Annotated in this window: 22 protein-coding genes; 14 read left to right on the forward strand and 8 right to left on the reverse strand. The window is 27.8% G+C overall.

Annotated elements, in window-relative coordinates; all coding sequences use genetic code 11:
- Positions 1–51: 51 nt before the first annotated feature.
- Genes Q0617_RS02360 through Q0617_RS02395 form a run of 8 tightly spaced genes read left to right on the forward strand, consistent with a single transcriptional unit; the run spans position 52 to position 4,995 of the window.
- Complete coding sequence (locus Q0617_RS02360; RefSeq protein WP_298750079.1) at positions 52–459, forward strand: DUF1924 domain-containing protein; 408 nt, start codon at positions 52–54, stop codon at positions 457–459.
- 29 nt (positions 460–488) lie between these two features.
- The gene (locus Q0617_RS02365) at positions 489–992 is read left to right on the forward strand and encodes a diheme cytochrome c (RefSeq protein ID WP_298750081.1); all 504 of its coding nucleotides are present in this window, start codon (positions 489–491) and stop codon (positions 990–992) included.
- Between the two features lie 9 nt (positions 993–1,001).
- The gene (locus tag Q0617_RS02370) at positions 1,002–1,775 is read left to right on the forward strand and encodes a cytochrome b/b6 domain-containing protein (protein ID WP_298750083.1); all 774 of its coding nucleotides are present in this window, start codon (positions 1,002–1,004) and stop codon (positions 1,773–1,775) included.
- Between the two features lie 16 nt (positions 1,776–1,791).
- A complete protein-coding gene (locus tag Q0617_RS02375) occupies positions 1,792–2,118 on the forward strand; it encodes a cytochrome C (protein ID WP_298750085.1) in 327 nt (108 codons plus the stop codon).
- Positions 2,084–2,485 (forward strand): hypothetical protein, encoded by a 402-nt coding sequence (locus Q0617_RS02380; RefSeq protein ID WP_298750088.1) that lies wholly within the window; start codon positions 2,084–2,086, stop codon positions 2,483–2,485. The genes Q0617_RS02375 and Q0617_RS02380 overlap by 35 nt, the downstream gene beginning before the upstream one ends.
- Positions 2,478–3,143: a response regulator transcription factor gene (locus Q0617_RS02385; RefSeq protein WP_298750090.1), complete on the forward strand. Its 666-nt coding sequence runs from the start codon at positions 2,478–2,480 to the stop codon at positions 3,141–3,143. The genes Q0617_RS02380 and Q0617_RS02385 overlap by 8 nt, the downstream gene beginning before the upstream one ends.
- A 1-nt stretch (position 3,144) precedes the next feature.
- Entirely contained in the window at positions 3,145–4,338 is a 1,194-nt protein-coding gene (locus Q0617_RS02390) for an ArsS family sensor histidine kinase (protein ID WP_298750092.1), read from the forward strand.
- Between the two features lie 51 nt (positions 4,339–4,389).
- Positions 4,390–4,995: a TRIC cation channel family protein gene (locus Q0617_RS02395; protein WP_298750093.1), complete on the forward strand. Its 606-nt coding sequence runs from the start codon at positions 4,390–4,392 to the stop codon at positions 4,993–4,995.
- On the opposite strand, the gene Q0617_RS02400 is transcribed toward Q0617_RS02395, so the two are convergent.
- From Q0617_RS02400 to ruvC, 5 genes are all read right to left on the reverse strand, one after another.
- On the reverse strand, positions 4,996–5,919 hold the full coding sequence (locus tag Q0617_RS02400) for a sensor domain-containing diguanylate cyclase (RefSeq protein WP_298750094.1): 924 nt from the start codon (positions 5,917–5,919) through the stop codon (positions 4,996–4,998).
- A gap of 1 nt (position 5,920) precedes the next feature.
- On the reverse strand, positions 5,921–6,538 hold the full coding sequence (locus Q0617_RS02405) for a chemotaxis protein CheX (protein WP_298750095.1): 618 nt from the start codon (positions 6,536–6,538) through the stop codon (positions 5,921–5,923).
- Positions 6,538–6,903: a response regulator gene (locus Q0617_RS02410; protein WP_298750097.1), complete on the reverse strand. Its 366-nt coding sequence runs from the start codon at positions 6,901–6,903 to the stop codon at positions 6,538–6,540. The genes Q0617_RS02405 and Q0617_RS02410 overlap by 1 nt, the downstream gene beginning before the upstream one ends.
- Positions 6,904–6,959: 56 nt before the next feature.
- Complete coding sequence (purN, locus tag Q0617_RS02415) at positions 6,960–7,535, reverse strand: phosphoribosylglycinamide formyltransferase (RefSeq protein WP_298750099.1); 576 nt, start codon at positions 7,533–7,535, stop codon at positions 6,960–6,962.
- 66 nt (positions 7,536–7,601) lie between these two features.
- A complete protein-coding gene (ruvC, locus tag Q0617_RS02420) occupies positions 7,602–8,075 on the reverse strand; it encodes a crossover junction endodeoxyribonuclease RuvC (protein WP_298750102.1) in 474 nt (157 codons plus the stop codon).
- Between the two features lie 199 nt (positions 8,076–8,274).
- On the opposite strand from ruvC, the gene dnaA reads away from it, so the two are divergent.
- The 5 genes from dnaA to Q0617_RS02445 all read left to right on the forward strand — a co-directional run bounded on the left by dnaA (position 8,275) and on the right by Q0617_RS02445 (position 14,811).
- Complete coding sequence (dnaA, locus tag Q0617_RS02425; protein WP_298750105.1) at positions 8,275–9,588, forward strand: chromosomal replication initiator protein DnaA; 1,314 nt, start codon at positions 8,275–8,277, stop codon at positions 9,586–9,588.
- A 159-nt stretch (positions 9,589–9,747) separates the two neighbouring features.
- The gene (gene dnaN / locus Q0617_RS02430; RefSeq protein ID WP_298750109.1) at positions 9,748–10,818 is read left to right on the forward strand and encodes a DNA polymerase III subunit beta; all 1,071 of its coding nucleotides are present in this window, start codon (positions 9,748–9,750) and stop codon (positions 10,816–10,818) included.
- Positions 10,819–10,831: 13 nt separating this feature from the next.
- On the forward strand, positions 10,832–13,150 hold the full coding sequence (gyrB, locus tag Q0617_RS02435) for a DNA topoisomerase (ATP-hydrolyzing) subunit B (protein ID WP_298750110.1): 2,319 nt from the start codon (positions 10,832–10,834) through the stop codon (positions 13,148–13,150).
- Positions 13,151–13,363: 213 nt separating this feature from the next.
- Complete coding sequence (locus tag Q0617_RS02440) at positions 13,364–14,302, forward strand: hypothetical protein (RefSeq protein WP_298750111.1); 939 nt, start codon at positions 13,364–13,366, stop codon at positions 14,300–14,302.
- 5 nt (positions 14,303–14,307) lie between these two features.
- Entirely contained in the window at positions 14,308–14,811 is a 504-nt protein-coding gene (locus Q0617_RS02445; protein ID WP_298750112.1) for a M48 family metallopeptidase, read from the forward strand.
- Between the two features lie 4 nt (positions 14,812–14,815).
- Here Q0617_RS02445 and Q0617_RS02450 read toward each other — a convergent pair whose 3' ends face one another.
- The gene (locus tag Q0617_RS02450) at positions 14,816–16,807 is read right to left on the reverse strand and encodes an FIST N-terminal domain-containing protein (RefSeq protein ID WP_298750113.1); all 1,992 of its coding nucleotides are present in this window, start codon (positions 16,805–16,807) and stop codon (positions 14,816–14,818) included.
- 181 nt (positions 16,808–16,988) lie between these two features.
- Between Q0617_RS02450 and Q0617_RS02455 the strand changes: the two genes are divergently transcribed.
- Complete coding sequence (locus tag Q0617_RS02455) at positions 16,989–17,384, forward strand: DUF3010 family protein (RefSeq protein WP_298750114.1); 396 nt, start codon at positions 16,989–16,991, stop codon at positions 17,382–17,384.
- On the opposite strand, the gene Q0617_RS02460 is transcribed toward Q0617_RS02455, so the two are convergent.
- Positions 17,377–18,318, reverse strand: coding sequence for a TAXI family TRAP transporter solute-binding subunit (locus Q0617_RS02460; RefSeq protein ID WP_298750116.1), 942 nt, complete (start codon positions 18,316–18,318; stop codon positions 17,377–17,379). The genes Q0617_RS02455 and Q0617_RS02460 overlap by 8 nt on opposite strands.
- 91 nt (positions 18,319–18,409) lie before the next feature.
- Entirely contained in the window at positions 18,410–19,258 is an 849-nt protein-coding gene (locus tag Q0617_RS02465; protein ID WP_298750118.1) for a DMT family transporter, read from the reverse strand.
- Between the last annotated feature and the right edge of the window lie 14 nt (positions 19,259–19,272).

Below are 19,272 nucleotides of genomic sequence, written 5' to 3' on the forward strand. Positions count from 1 at the left end.
ACTTTAAGCTTTTCTTTTATACTTACAATATAAAAATGAAAAGGCTTAAAGATGAAACTACTAATTCTTTTGGGATTAATCCTAAATCTAACTTATGCATCAGTTGTTGGGGACTATTTAAACACTCTTAAACAAGAAGTTCAAAAAACAGACCCTAACTTTAAAGGCTTTGATATAAAAAGAGGTGAAGAGATTTTCACTTCAAAACATATGGGTAAAAAAGGCAAAGAAATATCGTGCACTTCTTGTCATGGTATTGACTTAACAAAATCAAATAAAAACTTCTTCACAGGAAAAGTAATAGAACCACTATCTCCTAAAGCAAATCCAGAAAGATTTACAGAAGTTAAAAACATAAAAAAATGGTTAAGAAGAAATTTCAATGATGTTTACAATCGTGAAGGAACAGCACTAGAAAAAGGTGATGTTGTAACTTATATCTTATCAAAGGACAAATAATGAAACTTTTACTACTAATTGCATTTTTATTGACCGTTTCTTTTGCAGATGATGACAAGCGATATGGCAACTATGGCAAGTCGACGAAAAAAGGGGTAGCCCCTGTAAATAATACACTTTATCTTAAAGAGTGTGGTTCATGTCACTTTGCTTATCAGCCAGGACTATTGCCTGAAAATGCATGGACTAAAATGATGAACAATTTGGAAAATCATTTTGATACAGATGCTTCATTGGCACAAGAAGATTTTGTTTCACTATCAAATTATTTAAATGCCAACAGTGCTGAAAAAAACATGCATTACAAACGAAGTAGCCGAATTGTGAATAGTTTAAGAGGGAGACCAATCCCTGATTCAATTTCCTTAACACCGTATATGATTGAAAAACACAAAGATATACGTCCAAGCTTAATTACTCAAGAAGAGGTTAAAGGAATTTTTAATTGTAAAGCGTGTCATACGACTGCTGATAGAGGGATTTACAGCGACAATGATATTTTAATTCCTAATTTTGGACGTTGGGAAGATTAAGGAAACAATATGTTTAAATCTTATATATGGAGCTTACCAACACGTGTTTTTCACTGGTTGTTTGCTCTTTTAATTTTATTGGCATTTTTAACCGATGATGATGATTTGTTAAACTATCATGCCATGATTGGTTACGCCATACTTATTCTTTTGGGCTTTCGATTCTTTTGGGGCTATTTAGGACCTAAATACTCTAAGTTTAGAGATTTTCCTTTAAGTATTGCAAAAGTAAAAGAGTTTATGTTCAATATTTTTAATTCTGAACAAAAATATGTAGGACACAATCCTCCTGCTTCTTTTGTTATGATAGGTATGTTTGTTGTTATTTTCTTTGTTATTGTAACAGGGGCATTAACCTTTGGTATTCAAGAAGGGAAAGGAATTTTTTCATTTTTAAATGACTCTTTTTTCAAAAAAATGGAACTTTTTGAAGAGTTACATGAAATTTTAGCCAATTTGGCTATTGTTCTTATTGTTGCTCATGTTGGAGGGGTATTAACAGATAAACTGCTTCATAGCAAACATGAAACATTGAGCTCTATTTTTACAGGTTATAAAAAAACAAAAGAGTCAGTAAGTATAAAATTAACATTTTTTCAAAAACTCATTGCTGTGTTTTTTCTTTTTTTAATGATTGCTTATTTTGTATTTAATGTAAGCTCTCCTAAAAATATTTTAGTTGCATCAAAATATGAACCAATTGATTATGAAAAACAAAATGAACTTTTTGTTAGTGAGTGTGCATCGTGTCACACTCTATATCCCTCCCAGTTCTTTGCCTAAACACTCATGGATAAGTATGATGAGCGACTTGGAGAACCATTTTGGAGATGATGCATCAATTAGTGAAGAAGATAACCAAAATATTTCAGCATTCTTAATTAAAAACAGTGCGGAAACATCGACAAAAGAGTTCAGTTTTAAGATTTTGAATTCCATTGGAAATAAAGATATAATTGCCATTACACATACTGATTTTTGGAAAAAAGAGCATGAAGAGATTCCCAAAAAAGTGTTTGGCCACGCCGATGTTAAAAGTAAAGCCAACTGTAAAGCATGCCACAGTGATGTTGAAAAAGGATTGATTGAAGATGATAAGATTAAAAATATTCGCGCTTTTATGTAGCCTATTTTGGGCTTTTACTCTTTATGCAAGTGAAGATGTAAGCCAAAATAATCATAATCATATTTATAAAAGCTTAGACTATTTAAATTTAAGTGCTGCACAGTATGAAGATATAAAAGAAGTACTTATCAAATATAGGAAAAAATATTCAAAATATTATCACAAAAAAGAAAAAGAGGAAAAAAAGCTTCAACAACTTTTTCAAAAAGAGTATTTTGATAAAGATGAATATGAAGAGATAGTCGAAGAAATCCATGAAGAAACCATAGAGCTTGAAGCAAAAAAGTTTAAAAAGATTCATGAAATTTTAAATGCCAAACAAAGAAAACAATTTTCATACTATTTACAGGAGTGGAGAGTTGAATAAAAAAGTTTTACTTATAGAAGATGATCTTCAAATGCAAACTCTTATAAATGATTATCTAAAAGATTATCATTTTGATTGCACCTCTTTTGCAAATCCAAAAGAGGCACTTGAAGAGTTTTCTAAAAATCAAGATTTCTCTATTGCTATATTAGATTTGATGCTTCCAGAAATGGATGGATTTGATCTATTTAAAAAACTAAAAAAGATAAAAGATATTCCTATCATAATCTCATCAGCTCGTGGTGATATTGGAAATAAAATACACGGTTTTGAACTTGGCGTTGATGACTATTTAGCAAAACCATACGAACCAAGGGAATTAGTGCTTAGAATAGAACATATTTTAAAAAAATATGAAAATAGTAAAATAATAATAGGTGATTTTGAGATAGATAAAGAGAATAGAGAAGTTAAAGTTGATAATTTTCCTGTAGAATTTACAAAAATAGAGTTTGAGGTTTTTATATTTTTAATTGAAAACCTAAATAAAATCTCTTCAAGGGAGCAAATACTTCACGCAACTTCATTGGATATAACTACAAAAAATAGAACAATAGATATGCATATATCAAATATAAGATATAAGATTGGTGATGATTCTAAAAACCCCAAATATATTAAGTCTGTTTGGGGTATTGGTTATAAGTTTGTGAGTTAAAATGAGTATTGTAAAAAAAATCTCTATTTTATTTTTTATTAGTTTTATACTTATGGGTATCATTGGTTTTTGGATTGATAGTATTAACTCACAAAGAATAGAGACTCTAATAAAAGACAAATATCTTAAAATATCAAATGAACTTCTTGAAAACATAGATAATACAAAATTAGTAAATAACATTATCCAACAATATAAATTAAGACCACTAAAAAAACTTAAAAATGCAAAAAAAGATATTTTGTACTACAAAGCACATACTTTTGGATTTATCTCTATTTTTCAAGAAAATTTTCAAGATGAATTTATACTTCATATAAAATACTTAGATGATGAATATATTTTAAAAACACAAGATGAAGAGAATTTAAATGAAAAGTTTAGATTAAACTTATTGGTTTTTCTTGATATTTTTGTTTTAACTCTTATATTTTTATATATATTAAAACTTCTCTCACCTCTTAAAAAAATCACAAAAGAGATAGAGAGTTTTTCAAAAGGAGACTTAAGTAGAAGAGTTGAAGTAAAATCAAATGATGAAATAGGTGTTTTAGCAAAAACATTTAATCAAATGGCAAGCAACCTTGAAGAGCTAATAAAAACAAGAGAAGAGCTGCTAAGAGATATTGGGCATGAGTTAAGAACACCTATTGCAAAAGGGAAATTTGCCATAGAAAAGATTGATGACTTTTCACAAAAAGAGCTTTTGAAAAAGATTTTTAGTGATTTAGAAATCTTAACAAATGAGCTAATAGAACTAGAAAAATTAAACTCTTCTAAACTAGATATCACACACTTTAGTGCTGAAACCTTGATTTTAGAATCTTTAGGAAAACTATACATAAATGATGAGTCAAAAATAAAGATTGAAATAATAAATGATTTTAAAATAGAAGCAGACCTAAATTATCTAGCTATTGCTTTAAAAAACTTAATTGATAATGCCTTAAAATATACAAACTCTTTTCCTATAATAATAGAGGCTAAAAACTCTCAAATATCCATAATAAATAGTGGTGAAAAACTTTCAAAAGATTTAGAATATTACTTAAAACCATTTACTCAAGAATTAGTCCAAAGAGATGGTTTTGGATTAGGACTTAGTATTGTTAAAAAAATATTAAAAAGACACTTTTTAAAATTAGAGTATGATTATAAAAATAATAAGAATATTTTCAAAATCAATTTTAAATAAAAAACTTAGTATAATCCCAAAAAATAAAAGACTTTATAAGAAAGAGTAAAAATGACAGCCTTACAAATTGCAGATATCATTGGAATCATTTGTTTTGCAACAAGTGGTTTTTTAATTGCGGTTCATTATAACTTAGATATTTTAGGAATAGTTATCTCTTCATTTTTAACAGCTCTTGGTGGTGGAATGATTAGAGATGTTCTTGCAAATAAAACTCCATATATTTTTACAGATACACTTCCAGTAATACTTGTAATTGCAACGGTTTTTATATCACTAATTTTTAAACTTCATAAAATTCCAGACTTTGAAGGTAAAACTGCTTTTATAATATCAGATGCAATTGGCCTAGTCTCTTTTGCAATAACTGGTTCAATTATTGCCCTTGATAATAACTTCAATTTTTTGGGTGTTTTAATTTTAGCTTTTCTAACTGCTGTTGGAGGAGGAACAATAAGAGATATTCTTATAAATAGAGTACCGTCCATATTAGTAAGTGAGTTTTATGGAACAGTTGCAATTATTGTTGGGCTATTCATGTATATCTTACATTTATTCCACCAAACAAATATTTTAACGATAACTATACTATTTGTCGCTGGAGTTCTTTTAAGACTTGTGGCTTATTATAAAAAGTGGTCGCTTCCTAGGTTGTGATTAGTTAGTCACAACCATATTTTTACCACTCGCTTTTGCTGTATATAGACCTTTATCTGCTCTGCTAATTGTACATTCTAAGTCTTTATCTATTTGTGGTTCAAATTCTGAAACACCTAAACTTAGTGTAAATTTTAACTTTTCATCTTTTACTTCAACATAAAAATCTTCTACATTTTTTCTAATATTTTCTGCAACACTTTGAGCATAACCTAAAGTAGTATTGTATAAAAGAATCACAAACTCTTCTCCACCCCATCTTGCAACAATATCACTTTTTCTACAATTATTTTCTAATATTCTAGAAAGAGAAACTATAACTTTATCCCCAACTGAATGTCCATAATTATCATTTATTTGTTTGAAATTATCCACATCCAATATGATAATAGAGATATGGTGATTATTTCTAACAGATAAGCTTTGCATTGTTGCAGCTGCTTCTCCAAAATATCTTCTGTTATAGAGTTGAGTAAGGTGATCTTTACTTGAAAGATCTTGTAATTCTTCATTTAGTTTTTTTAATTTCTCACTTGATTCATGAAGTTTTGTATGGTCATATATGTATAAACACACAAGTCTTCTTTCTAAATCATAAGGTACAAGAGTGATATCTTGTCTCATATATTTAAAAACTTTACCCATAATAGTATTTGATTTAATTTTGATTAAATATTCATGTGGTTCTACACTAAAAAAAGAAGCGTTTTTAGTTATAAGGACAGATTTTATTTTTCTTACTAATTTTTTTTGTTCAATATAGGGAAATCTTTCACAGATACAGTGATTTACAATTTCATCTGACTTTATACCTGTTTTTACTTCAAGCCATTTATTCCATGCTTTGATATTTAAGTTTTCATCTAAAATCATTATCCCATTATCAATAGTATTAAAAATTATATTATTATTTAATAATTCCATCTTAATACTCATCCATAACTTTGTCTAATGCATCTCTCAAATATGTAATAGAATCATCTTTTAACATTATTACTAACTCACTGTTAATATTCTGTTCTTCAAACTCTATTAATGTTGAGATTATAATTATATGATTGTATTCTACTTTATAATAATCTCCTAAATCTTGTGCAGAGTCAATAATTTCCACATGAGGAGGAGCAAATAAAATATCAGTTTCTATAAGTTCAGCTAGTTTACTTGAAGTTGTTGATGAAATAATATTTGTAATTTCCAAAACCACATCTTTTAATTCATCCTCATCTATTTCCACTTCACTTAAACCAAACTCTAAAGCTAAATTCTTTAAAGATTTGTCATCCACTAAAAAGAGATTTTCACCTGAAAGTTTCCCATCAATTGACTGACTAACCAAATAGCAAACATGGTATTCATCTACTTTATTTTTAATATAGTCTTTAAAGTTTTCACTTGACAATGTGGCAATTTTTGGAATACTTAACTTTGCAAACTTTTCAATAATATCAGCAATTGCAGCAGTTGCTGAACCATATGAGATATTCATTAACTCCTGCAGACAATCTTTTTGATCCTCACTTAAGAAGTCATTTTCAACCATTATAAAACCTTCAGTTTTTGAAGAACTGGTTTCAAGTTCTCTTCATTGACAGGTTTTTTAATAAACCCTAAAGCGCCATTTGCTTTTGCTTTTGCCATAGAGCCTTCTTGTATATCTGCACTTGCTACAATTATTTTTGCATCTTTATTTTTTTCACAAATTATTTTAACTGCTTCAAAACCACTCATTATTGGCATAGTTAAATCCATAAATGTAACTTCAGGAGATATTTGAGTATATAAATCTACAGCTTCTTGTCCATTTGAAGCTTCAACTATTTCAATATTTTCGCCAACTAAAGCCTTAAGAGCTTTTATTAGCATCTTTCTAGCCATCTTAGAATCATCACAAACTAAATATTTCATTCTTACTCCAAAATTAATCTTGCTTTATTATATGTAAAATATTATTAAATAGCAAACTACTTTATCAATTTTAAAAATGCTTCTACTACAGCTGTCTTTTCAAGCTCTTTTATTTTCTCTTCAAGTATTTCTACTTTTTCATCTTGAAGTAAAGTGATACTTTTTTGCAAAATATACTCTCCTTCATCATAGTTTTCATTAACATAATGTATTGTACAACCTGATTTTGTCTCTTTTGATTCAATTACAGCCTCATGTACAAATCTCCCATACATACCACTTCCACCAAATTTAGGAAGTAAAGCAGGATGGGAATTTATAATTTTATTTGGAAAGTTTTTTAAAAGATTTTTTTCGATTTTTTTCATATATCCTGATAAAAATATATAATCTATTTTAAACTCTAGCATCAGATTTGTGATTTTTTCATCAAGATTTTCATTTGGGTATTTTTTTGCATTTATTACAAAATTTGGAACATCTTTATTTGATGCTTTTTCCAATACTTTTGCATTTTGATTATTAGAAATTACTAATACTACTTGAGCATCTAAGATTTTATTTTCGCAAGCTTCTAAAATAGTATCAAAACCACTTCCATTGTGTGAAGATAGTATTCCAATTCGTTTCATTTATTATCCTAATATTTTTAGAAGGCGAATTATAACAGCTTTTGTTTAAATTATAATATCACTTTTTTATTTTAATCTTTGAGCATGAGTAAGTGCAATTGCTATTGCATCTGTGATATCAAGTGGCTTAATCTCTTTTTTTATACCCAACAATCTTTTTACCATAAAAGCTACTTGTTCTTTTGTAGCTTTTCCATTTCCCGTAACTGCTCTTTTGACTTGCAAAGGAGTATACTCAGAAAAATTTCCAAAGTTTTGTAAAACTTTTAAAGATATGGCACCTCTAAATTGAGCAAGCTTTATTACACTTTTTGGATTAAAAGCATAAAACATATCTTCAATAGCAACTTCACTTATTTCATGATTTGAAAAAATCAAGTCTAAGCCTTCTACCATTTCTACTATTTGCTCTTGCAGAATTTTGCTTTTTATTTTTATCAATCCTGCTTCACAAAGTCTTAAATCTCTACTATCTTTTTCTATAACTGCATAACCACAATTTATAGTCCCTGGATCTATTCCTAATATCTTTTTTTTCAACTGTTCACATATCCTTAAAAAATCTATTCACTTGTGTAAAGTGTAGTATATTGGTAAATCTTTTATTAGTTTTCACTTAAATTATATAGTTTAGCAAAAGTTATTCACTTCTTAATCAACAATATTTTTATTATATCTTAGTTTTTAAAATATTTTAGCTATAATATCTACCAATCAAATAAAAAAGAGTTTATATTTAATGACAAGCAAAGAGATTTTATCAGTTTTAAAAAATGAGACATCAAAATCAGATTATGAAAGATATTTAAAACAACTAGTATACAAAAAAATTTCATCTGATGAAAATATAGCTATTTTCGAAGTCCCAAATAAATATATTGCAAATTGGATAAAAAGTAAATACTCAAAAATCATACAGCACTGTATCGAGACTATCGATGGGACAAAACCAGCTATTGAGATAAAATTAACTGGTGAAAAAAAGACAAAAAAAGAGATATTAAAAGAAAAGAGTGGAAGAAAAGAGGTGGAAAGCACCATCTTAAACCCTTCTTATACTTTTGATTCATTTATTGTTGGTCCATCAAATCAAATGGCTTACAATGCTTCACTTGCAGTTTCTAAAAAACCAGGTATTCAATACAACCCACTTTTTATATATGGTGGTACTGGTTTAGGAAAAACTCACTTACTTCAAGCTATTGGAAATGATGCCGTAGAACATGGAAGAACAATTATATATGTTACCATTGAACAGTTCATGAATGACTTTACCTTTGCAATTAAAAACAAAAATATGGAACACTTTAGAAGCAAATACCGAAAATGTGATGTTTTACTTATAGATGATATTCAATTTTTAAGTGGAAAAGAGCAAACTCAAGAGGAGTTCTTTCATACTTTCAATGAACTTCACAATGCAGAAAAACAAATTGTAATGACATCAGATAGACTGCCATCACAAATAGCAGGTCTAGTAGATAGATTAAAGTCAAGATTCGAGTGGGGTTTAACAGCAGATGTTCAAATACCAGGACTTGAAACAAAAATTGCAATTATTGAAAAAAAATCTGAATTAAATGGTATTAAGTTATCAAGAGATATTATAAACTATATTGCAACCAATTTAGATAACTCTATTAGAGAAATAGAGGGTGTTCTTATACGAATAAATGCCAGTGCCTCGCTACTTAATCAAGAGATTAATTTACCAATGGTACAAAATCTTTTAAAAGAGCAAATTAAAGAGACAAAAGAAAATATCAAACTTCCTGATATAATAACAACTGTGGCAATTGAATTAAATATCAAGCCAAGTGATATTAAGTCTAAAAAAAGAACTGCACTTGTTGCAAATGCACGAAGAATAGTAATATACCTTGCTCGTGAGTTAACACATAACTCTATGCCAGATATTGCTAAATTTTTAGGGATGAAAGATCATAGTTCAATTTCTCATAATATCAAAAAAGCAAATGAGCTTATTGAAAAAGATGAAAATTTTAAACTTATAATTGAAAATTTAAAAAATAAAATCATAAATAGAGGATAGGTGTAGAAAAGTTTCAAATCATTATGTGAATAGATGTGAATATCTTTAGTTCTTTAATCACTCTTGCAAGAGCTGATATAATCGGATTAAAATAAGAGTTTTCATCTATTCACATAGTCTACTACTACCACTAAATTAAATATAAATAAAGGGGATAAAATGAGATTTATCATTGCAAAAAATATTTTTGAAAATATAATCTCTTCAATGCAACCATTTTTAGAAAAAAAAGATTCAAGTTCTATTACTTCTCATATATATTTAGAAGTATTAAATTCTAAATTAACATTAAAAGCTACTGATTATGAAATAGGTTTAGAATCTTATGTTAATGATATTGAAGAATCAACAGATGGAAAAGGTACAGTTAATGGAAGTAATTTATTAGGTATTATTAAAAGATTAAAAAATGATACTATTACTGTTGATACTATAGATAATAATTTAGTTATAAAACAAGGTAGATCTACTTTTAAACTACCTATGTATGATGCTAATGAATATCCAAATTTAATTATGAATAGTGATTTAAATATTTTAAATATTTCTACTATAAGTTTAGTAAATAGTATTAGAAAAATTACACCAGCTATTGATAATAACAATCCTAAGTTTGAATTAAATGGAGCATTAATTGATATTAAAAATTCTAAAATCAATTTTGTTGCAACAGATACAAGAAGACTTGCTATTTCACATTTACAAAATATATCAAATAATGAATCTCAATTTATCATTCCAAAAAAAGCAATTATTGAGATTCAAAAACTATTTTTAGATGATGCTAAGATATCTTATGATGATACAAACTTAGTAGTAGAAGCTGATAATTCTAAATTTTTTACAAAACTAATTAATGGAAAATTTCCAGATTATGAAAGAATTATTCCAAATAGTTTAAAATATAATTTAACATTACCTAAAGCTGTTTTAATAGATTCTATTAAATTAGTTACTTCACTATTTTCAAATATTAAAATTACTTTTTCTCCAAATTCTATAATTTTTGAATCTTTAGATGAAGATACTGAATCTAAAACACAAATAGATATTGATTTAAATATTAGTGAAAACTTTTATTTGGCAGTAAATGCAAAATACTTATTAGATTTTTTAAGTATGTCAAATAATGAAAATATTGTTGTAGGATTCAATGAATCAAATCTACCATTTTACTTAGAAGATGACAAATTTTTCACGATTGTAATGCCAATCGTGTTAGATAAATAAAAAAGGATAATTTATGAGCCAAGAGTATGGTGCTAGTAATATTAAGGTTTTAAAAGGTTTAGAAGCTGTTAGAAAAAGACCAGGTATGTATATTGGTGATACTAACACTAACGGTTTACATCATATGGTTTATGAAGTTGTTGATAACTCAATTGATGAGGCAATGGCTGGATACTGTAGAAATATAAAAATTACTATGACTAAAGATCATTGGATTAGAGTTGAAGATGATGGTAGGGGTATTCCTACATCTATCCATGAAGGTGAAGGAATTTCAGCTGCTACTGTTGTTTTAACAGTACTTCATGCAGGTGGTAAATTTGATAAAGATACATATAAAGTATCTGGTGGGCTTCATGGGGTTGGTGTTTCTGTTGTAAATGCACTATCAGAAGAACTTAAAATGACTATTTACAGAGAAGGTAAAATACATTATCAAGAGTTTTCAAAAGGTATTCCAAAAGCTCCACTAGAAGTAATCGGAGAGAGTCCTAGAAAAACAGGAACTACTATTGAATTTTTAGCAGATACTTCTATTTTTGAAGTAAATACTTATGATACAGCAGTTTTAGCAAAAAGATTTAGAGAAGTAGCATATTTAAACTCATTTATTTCTATTACTTTAGTAGATGAAATTCATAAAAATACAGAAGTTTATCATTTTGAAGGTGGTATTAAACAGTTCGTTGAAGATATAAATACTGCAACAGCGGTATCTGATGCAGTTGCTTTTAATGATAGAGTTGATGATGTTGAAGTTGATATTGCAGTTATGTACAATGATACTTATGTTGAAAAGACTTTATCATTTGTAAATAATATTAGAACAATTGATGGGGGAACTCATGAAGCTGGATTTAAAGCAGGACTTACAAGATCTATTGTTAAATACTTAAATGAAAATGCAGCAGCTAGAGAAAAAGATACAAAAATCACAGGTGATGATGTAAGAGAAGGTCTTATTGCAATTATCTCTGTAAAAGTTCCGGAACCTCAATTTGAAGGTCAAACAAAAGGTAAACTTGGTTCTTCTTATGTAAAACCTATTTGTCAAAGATTAACATCTGAACAATTAGATAAATATTTTGAAGAAAATCCAGCACAAGCTAAAGCTATTATGGATAAAGCTTTAATGGCAGCACGTGGTAGAGAAGCAGCAAAAAAAGCTAGAGATTTAACACGTAAAAAAGATGCTATGACAGTAGGAACTCTTCCTGGTAAATTAGCAGAATGCCAAAGTAAAGATCCAGCTATTAGAGAATTATACCTGGTGGAAGGGGACTCTGCAGGGGGTTCTGCAAAACAAGGTAGAGATAGAGTTTATCAAGCGATTTTACCACTAAAGGGTAAGATTTTAAATGTTGAAAAATCAAGACTTGATAAGATTTTAAAATCTGATGAAATTAGAAATATGATTACAGCTTTAGGTTGTGGTATTGGTGAAGATTTTGATGAAGAAAAAATCAGATATCATAAAATCATTTTTATGACGGATGCAGATGTTGATGGATCTCATATCCAAACACTACTTTTAACTTTCTTCTTTAGATTTTTAAGACCAGTTATTGAAAAAGGTTATTTATATATTGCTCAACCACCTCTTTATAGATATAAAAAAGGTAAAAATGAAACATATTTAAAAGATGACAATGCCCTATCTGCCTTCTTAATAGAAAATGGTTTAGAATCATTTGAGTTCCAAGGTCTTGGATACAATGACTTAGTGGATTTATTTAAAACAGTTTCTAGATATAGAGGAATGCTAACACAATTAGAAAAAAGATACTCTTTAGCAGAAGTATTAAAACACTTAATTGAAAATTCAAATTTAGTGAATCTAGACTTTACAGCCCTATATGAAGAAGTAAAAAATTTCCTAGAAGCAAAGGGATATAACATTTTATCTAAAAGATTAACAGATGAAAGTATTCAACTTTTTGTTCAAACAAATGAAGGTCTTGAAGAGTTACTAATTGATGATGAACTTTTTGCATCACCATATTTTAGTGAAGCTACTTATATTTACAACAAATTAGTTGAAAGAGATTTAACTGTATTTGAAGGTAGAGATTTAGTAGAAATTTTAGAAGAGATAGAAGCTTTAGCTAAAAAAGGTGCTTATATTCAAAGATATAAAGGTCTTGGGGAAATGAATCCTGAGCAACTTTGGGAAACAACAATGACACCAGAAGCAAGAAGACTTCTAAGAGTTACTATAGAAGATGCAACAGTAGCATCAGATACTTTCACACTATTTATGGGTGATGAAGTAGAGCCAAGAAGAAACTATATTGAAGAACATGCGAAAGATGTAGAACACTTAGACGTTTAGTCTAAAAGACATCTTTTAATTAATCTCTGCGTTGGAGGCTGAGTTTTTACTCAGTCACCTACTTCTAGTAGGCTCCTTCGCAAAAACTCAACCGTCGCCTTGACCTTAAATAAAATATGACTTTTAAGGATTTATATGAAACCTTCTCAAAGAATGAAACTTAGCTCTAAAATTACAATTAAAACTTATGAGTGCTGAAGTGAGGATTGATTTATGAGTACAGTTACATCAAAAAAATATGGTAAAAAACAAGAGTTTTTACAAAGACCAGAAAATTATATTTCTGCTGCTATTGATGAATTTCTTTTAGCAGAATATCCTGATAAATTATTAAGCTCTCTTATACATCTAAGTATCGGATTAGAAACATTTTTAAAACAACAATTGGAAAAAATCGATAGTAGACTTATATATTCAGAATTAAATAATTCCATATATACAAAACTTAAACAATATATTAAAATTGTAGATAAGAAGTCTTTAATAAAAAGTTCTTTAAATAGTTCTAAACCAAAAAAATATAGTCAAACAATCAGTTTTGAAAAAACAATAATTTTAATATCTTCTTTTTATAAAATACCAAAGCAAATTATTTATGATTTAAATACATTAAAAGACATTAGAAATGGTGTTTTTCATTGGAGAACACAATTACATGATTTTATATTTTATAAATTATTTATGAGAATTTTTTATTGGTTTTATAAGTTTATTATAAAGTTTTACAATAATGACCCAATTTTAGCAACTACACAAATTGACCCATTCCATAGAAAAAAAAATATTATTGATGATTTGAAAAAATATATAAAAAATGAAGTGGCTTTTAACGTTAGAAAAAAAATTTATAAAGCAAATTTAGAATATGGTAAATATACTTATATTAAAGCTAGAGTAGATGGGCAAGTAATATTAAAACCTGAAAGATTTGTTTATTTACCATGTCCTTCTTGTGATAGTAAAAGAATAGCTATTTACAATACAAGTATAAATTGTGAAATATGTAGTTTTGCTCTTACAAATATTGAATATAATAAATATATTAACTTTCAAAAAGTACCAATTACATTCGATATTCTTCATAATGATGAAAAATTGAAGATATTAGGTATTAAGTATATTAAAGCTGAACCTAATAATGCATTTGACTAAATAATATGAAAACTCTAAAATATTTAAACCACTATCCAAAAGACATAATCTCCCAGATACAAAAACTAATAGATGATAAAAAGCTTGATAAATATTTACTTAATAAATACAAAATTTCTCATGATTATAAAAATGATAAAGCGCTCTACTCTTATGCTATGGATTTCAAAAATAGCTATTTAAAAAAGTCACTTCCTCTTAGTAAGGTGATTTATGATGGAAAGATAAATGTTATCAATGATGCTTTGGGTTTACACACTTTTATTTCTCGAGTTCAAGGTGGCAAGCTTAAGAGTAAAAATGAGATACGAGTAGGAACTTTGTTTAAAAATGTTCCAGAAGAGTTCCTTAGGATGATTGTAGTGCATGAATTAGCCCACTTAAAAGAAAAAGAACATGATAAGGCCTTTTATAGTTTATGTTGCTTTATGGAGCCTAATTATCATCAATATGAATTTGACCTAAGAGTTTATCTTACATATATGGATTTATATGGAAAACTCTACTAGTATTTTATTTACTATCTAAAGGTATTTCTATAAAAAATTTAGCACCTTGTTCAGTATTTTTAACATACAAATTACCATTTAATTTATTTGTTATAATATTGTGTGACATATAAAGCCCTATTCCTGTACCTTGACTTTTATGTTTTGTTGTAAAGTATGGCTCGAAAATTTTTGAAATAATATCTTCATCTATTCCTCCACCATTATCTTCAATAGTTGTAACAATATCTCCTTTTATAATTTTACACTCTATTTTTATCCAAGGAGTTCTAATATTTTTTTCAATTAAGATATCTTTTGCATTATTAAATATATTTAATACAACTTGTGACAAATCACCAATTGTTAGCCATTTATTTATAGGTTTTGAGTAATCAATCTCATTTATTAGTGTTATGTGATTATCTTTTAATGTTGTAGATAAAATATCTATTACAATATTTAATCTATCTTGAAATACAATCTCTTTTGTCTCATTGTTTTCGTTAATATAATTTCTAAAAGTATTAATTGTATCAGATAAAAATTTTGTATGATTTAATATTTTATTTAAGTTTTTAATTAACTCCTCATCATCCAATAAGTTTAGTTCTTTTTGTATTATTGTGGAGCTAATATTACTAGAAATCGCACTTAATGGTTGTCTCCATTGGTGAGCTATGTTTTCTATCATTTCTCCCATTTGTACCATTTTTTCTTGTTCAAAAATATATCTTTTTTGTTCAATGTTTTCTTGGGTTTTCCTTTGAACTTTTTTCTCTAAATAAGCGTTAAGGGAGTCTAGCTCTTTTGATGTAGTGTTTATTATGTGAGAGATAGCTTTTTGTTTTAAAAGTTTATTTGAAATTTTTGTATTAGATATAGGTTTTATGTTTTGGTAGGTTTCAGAATGTTCACTTAGGGCTAAAACAGTTAGTGATTCATTAAGTAGTTCATTAGAAGTATTTGTTGAGAAAAACTCTCCATAGGTAAAAAAACCACAAGTGGGAGCAAGTTTACTAAAATCTTTTATATCCAAAGAGGCTTTGTTTTCTAAAAACCTTCTTCTTGCCATACATGAATATATAAATATTGCCTCATTTTTATGTAAGCTTAGCCTATTTATAAGATGTGAAGAGCCGTTTAATATCTCTTCAATATTTCCTATTCCAAAACGTACTTCTGCATTTTCTTCAATATTTCCTGCAAAAATCATTGACCCATCTTCTTGGAGATATAAAGGTGCTCTTGCTATTTTTTGTCCATTCTTTTGAATGATTAGTGGGAACTCTATTCCAATACCTGGAAGTTCATTGGCTACTTCTTCACCTAGATACTTTTTGTATAAATTATATGGGGTCATATTATCAATTTCATAAATAGTATTTCCAGATGATTTATTTACTTTAAACATTTTCCCTAAGTTTTTCCAAGCTAGTGAGTATTGGTTATTAACATACAGATTATCGGAGTTAATTGAAACTCCTATTGCTGAAGAGGGAAGTAATTTGTTAGTACTAATAATATATGTACCACTAAACTTTGCATTATCTCCAGCTAAACCACCTGCAACAATTACTTTTGGAGCACTTTTTTTAATACCTTTTAAAAACTCTTCTGGATTTATATTTAATCCTGAAGCAAATATAATAAAAACTTTTGATTTTTTATTTAAAAGCATTTGTGTTAATTCTTTTCCATCCTCAAAAGAGTTGTTTTTTGAGTTTAAATCAATAGTTGAAATATTTAATGTACTGTGTTCAAATGTTGTAAAAGATATTATGATTTGGTGTGTGGTGGCTTTGTCGTTTAATATTTCGCCATCTGTTGTTGCACCAATAATTTTGGCTTGGGGGAGGTGATTTGTTAAAAAAGTACTCAACTCTTCAAGTATATCTTTGTCAATAATGCCTGAAAAGATTTGTATAAGTAAGGATTTATGAGTATCAAGCTTATTTGTTTTTATATGAGTTAAAAGATTCTTATAGTCTGTAAATTTTATATTATAAGAATTCATTTTATACACACTCCATATATTAAAATTACGATAAATAATAACATAATTATATAAATTATTCACTTTTAAATAATATAACAATCTGCAATAAAATCAATGCAAATTAAAAATTTATCTTATACTTCTATAAATCATAATATTGATGTCCCTTTTAAATGGGACACTTATAAGGAATAATAAAATGAATATATGTGGAATAGAACTAAAAGCAAATCAAACCATCTTAGCAGTTCAAATTGATAGCGAATACAAAGATTTAAAAACAAAAAAAATCACTTTAGAAGATGATGAACATCAAGAGTCTATACGAAGTTATTGTAATGATTTATTGGTATTTTTAACTGAGAATAATATTGAACAAGTATATATCAAAAAAAGAGCAAAAAAAGGAAACTTTGCAGGTGGTGCAGTTACTTTTAAAATGGAGAGTTTAATACAACTAAATCCTAAGTGTTCTGTAGAGTTAGTTTCTTCACAAGCAATGGGAAGTTTTGAGAGAAAAAATAGTGTTGAGTACCCAGAGGGTTTAAATAAATATCAAGAGCAAGCTTATCTTGCCCTTTTGAGTTCTATTTAATTAGTCCAGCATCTTTGTAATATCTTTTAGCACCATCATGTAGTGGAGCAGATAGACCTTTTAGTAAAGATTCTTCAGTAATATGTAAAAAGGCAGGATGAGATTTTCTAAATAATTCAAAGTTTTCTAAAACTTGTTTTACAAGGGCATAAACAATTTCATCACTTGTATCGCTAGTAGTTACTAAAACAGCTTTTACACCAAAAGTAGAAACGTCTTCACTGTTTCCTTTATATGTATTAGCAGGAATAATATCTTGTGTATAATAGGGATACTTTTCTACAAGTTTGTCAACTTTGTTGCCTGAAATAGGTACAAGTCTAACATCAACAAAATCTGAAGTGATTTTTATATTTGCTGTTGGGTGACCAACCATATAAAAATATCCATCAATTCTGCTATCTTTTAATTCCTCTGGCATTTCAGCAACTTTTGACATTCCTGCATAGGCTAACTCAGACTTTTTTATACCCAAGGCAGCAAATAGTATTTCTGCGGTTGCTTCATTCCCTGAGCCTGGACTTCCAAGGTTTATTCTTTTACCTTTTATATCCATTATACTTTTTATATTTGCATCTTTTCTTGAGACTAGTGTAAATAACTCAGGATATATTGCCATCACTGCTCTTAATTTAGGAACGTCTTTGCCTTCAAATTTTTCAATACCTTTTAAAGCATCATAAACAATATCAGATTGTACAATACCAAAATCTAGTTCACCTTTTACTATTGAGTTGATATTGTAAACAGAACCATCTGTTGATTCTATTGTACATAAGACATCTGTTTGTTTTTTTATCATATTTAAAAGTCTACAAATTGCTCCACCTGTTGGGTAATATGTTCCTGTTATACCACCAGTTCCTATTGTAATATACTCTCTTGCAAATAATGAAATACTAAGTATTAACAATGATAATGTAAGTTTTTTCATGGTGACTCTTTTATTATTATTTTTAATTTATATTATACAATTAAAAACTATAAAAAAAATAAGATAGTTATTTTCTTATAGTTTTTTGTTATTAATTACTAGATTTTTTGTATATGGATATATATATTCCAAGAAGTATTAAGATTGTTGATATAACTAAGGTAGAAGTTAGTTTTTCATTTAAAAATATTACTCCTAAAAATATAGCAAGGGGTGGAATTAGAAGTTGTAAAATCCCAGATGTTACTATTTTTATATTTGGAAGTAAGTAGTACCATAAAAGATATCCAATAGCAGAGGTAATACCACCAGAAATAAAAGCTAAAGTTAGCCCATAAGTTGAAATATTTATATTATCTACAAAAAAAGTGAAAAATATTAAAAGAAATAAAAGTGATTTTGTAAAATTATCTGTTGTATTAAGTGTGGCATTGGCAGATTTTTTTCCAAATAATGTATAAAGTCCCCAAGCAACTCCTGATATCATCATCAAAAAAGAGTGATAAATTGATATCTCAAAACCTTCAGAAGGGTATAAAAGATAGACTAAACCTGCAAAAGCTATAGTAATACCTAAAGCTTTTTTTAAATCAATGTGTTCTTTTTTTATCAGGGCTGCAATTATAATCGTAAGTTGCACAATAGCAAAAAGAATCAATGCCCCAAGTCCAGCATCTAAGTTTATATAAGCATAGGAAAAACAGATGGCATAGGCAAAAAGCATAAATGATGTGTCCCAGTTTTTAGTTAGGCTTAGATTTATTTTTTTTTCTTTAAAGTATAAAATCACAAGAAGTGTTAGCGCTCCAAAAAATAGTCTAAAAAATGTAAAGCTATATGGATCAATGGAGTTATTTATTAGTGCAGCTCGAGCTAAAACTGAACTTGTGGAAAAGAAAAAAAGAGTAAGACAAATTAGGATTAATAATTTAAAATTCATAAATTATTATATCC

Source organism: uncultured Arcobacter sp. (genome assembly GCF_937982575.1).
Lineage (GTDB): Bacteria > Campylobacterota > Campylobacteria > Campylobacterales > Arcobacteraceae > Arcobacter.

Bases quoted from the DNA above. Each gene is read 5' to 3' on its own strand.
- Q0617_RS02360 (WP_298750079.1), top strand. From the start codon at position 52: ATGAAACTACTAATTCTTTTGGGATTAATCCTAAATCTAACTTATGCA.
- Q0617_RS02370 (WP_298750083.1), top strand. From the start codon at position 1,002: ATGTTTAAATCTTATATATGGAGCTTACCAACACGTGTTTTTCACTGG.
- Q0617_RS02375 (WP_298750085.1), top strand. From the start codon at position 1,792: ATGATGAGCGACTTGGAGAACCATTTTGGAGATGATGCATCAATTAGT.
- Q0617_RS02380 (WP_298750088.1), top strand. From the start codon at position 2,084: ATGATAAGATTAAAAATATTCGCGCTTTTATGTAGCCTATTTTGGGCT.
- Q0617_RS02390 (WP_298750092.1), top strand. From the start codon at position 3,145: ATGAGTATTGTAAAAAAAATCTCTATTTTATTTTTTATTAGTTTTATA.
- Q0617_RS02395 (WP_298750093.1), top strand. From the start codon at position 4,390: ATGACAGCCTTACAAATTGCAGATATCATTGGAATCATTTGTTTTGCA.
- Q0617_RS02400 (WP_298750094.1), bottom strand. From the start codon at position 5,919: ATGGAATTATTAAATAATAATATAATTTTTAATACTATTGATAATGGG.
- Q0617_RS02405 (WP_298750095.1), bottom strand. From the start codon at position 6,538: ATGGTTGAAAATGACTTCTTAAGTGAGGATCAAAAAGATTGTCTGCAG.
- Q0617_RS02410 (WP_298750097.1), bottom strand. From the start codon at position 6,903: ATGAAATATTTAGTTTGTGATGATTCTAAGATGGCTAGAAAGATGCTA.
- purN (WP_298750099.1), bottom strand. From the start codon at position 7,535: ATGAAACGAATTGGAATACTATCTTCACACAATGGAAGTGGTTTTGAT.
- dnaA (WP_298750105.1), top strand. From the start codon at position 8,275: ATGACAAGCAAAGAGATTTTATCAGTTTTAAAAAATGAGACATCAAAA.
- dnaN (WP_298750109.1), top strand. From the start codon at position 9,748: ATGAGATTTATCATTGCAAAAAATATTTTTGAAAATATAATCTCTTCA.
- gyrB (WP_298750110.1), top strand. From the start codon at position 10,832: ATGAGCCAAGAGTATGGTGCTAGTAATATTAAGGTTTTAAAAGGTTTA.
- Q0617_RS02440 (WP_298750111.1), top strand. From the start codon at position 13,364: ATGAGTACAGTTACATCAAAAAAATATGGTAAAAAACAAGAGTTTTTA.
- Q0617_RS02445 (WP_298750112.1), top strand. From the start codon at position 14,308: ATGAAAACTCTAAAATATTTAAACCACTATCCAAAAGACATAATCTCC.
- Q0617_RS02450 (WP_298750113.1), bottom strand. From the start codon at position 16,807: ATGAATTCTTATAATATAAAATTTACAGACTATAAGAATCTTTTAACT.
- Q0617_RS02455 (WP_298750114.1), top strand. From the start codon at position 16,989: ATGAATATATGTGGAATAGAACTAAAAGCAAATCAAACCATCTTAGCA.
- Q0617_RS02460 (WP_298750116.1), bottom strand. From the start codon at position 18,318: ATGAAAAAACTTACATTATCATTGTTAATACTTAGTATTTCATTATTT.
- Q0617_RS02465 (WP_298750118.1), bottom strand. From the start codon at position 19,258: ATGAATTTTAAATTATTAATCCTAATTTGTCTTACTCTTTTTTTCTTT.